This is a genomic window from Alkalibacterium sp. m-11, assembly GCF_054658155.1.
This window is the reverse complement of record NZ_BAAGIR010000387.1, coordinates 1-395: the sequence shown is the minus strand read 5'-3', so window position 1 is coordinate 395 and position 395 is coordinate 1. Positions and strand designations below refer to the sequence as shown.

At 44.8% G+C, this 395-nt stretch carries 1 protein-coding gene; it reads left to right on the top strand.

The window, feature by feature from the left end; genetic code table 11:
- Positions 1-22: 22 nt before the first annotated feature.
- Positions 23-395, top strand: a 373-nt coding sequence (locus ACYQ2O_RS12915) for a DUF6431 domain-containing protein (RefSeq protein ID WP_459796796.1), incomplete at its 3' end; no start/stop codon positions are given.

Genomic DNA, 395 nt, shown 5'->3' with positions numbered 1-395 from the left:
TTTCTTCAATGATTTCTTATCTATGCATCCCAGCTGCCCCAAATGTAATCATACAGCCATCGTCTTTTATGATGTATGTTCAAGAGAAGTATACCTTAATCACACCTACTCATTTACATTACAGATCGCTCGCGTACGTTGCGCTAACTGTTCTTGTCTATCACGGATCCTTCCGGATTATGTCATTCCCCATAAACGCTATGTTGTCGGCCTTATTTGTCTCGCCCTGGACGTTACCCAATCCGTGAGGAGTGTGTCAAATCGAACGGCCCTATCCACAAAACTGATCCGGTATTGGCGGACGCAGTACAAGAAATGGCATGAGGTAGGGCTGCAGGCGTTAATGGGTCACCTTCCATTGGAAGAGTATCCGGTATTTTTACAGAGCTATAAAG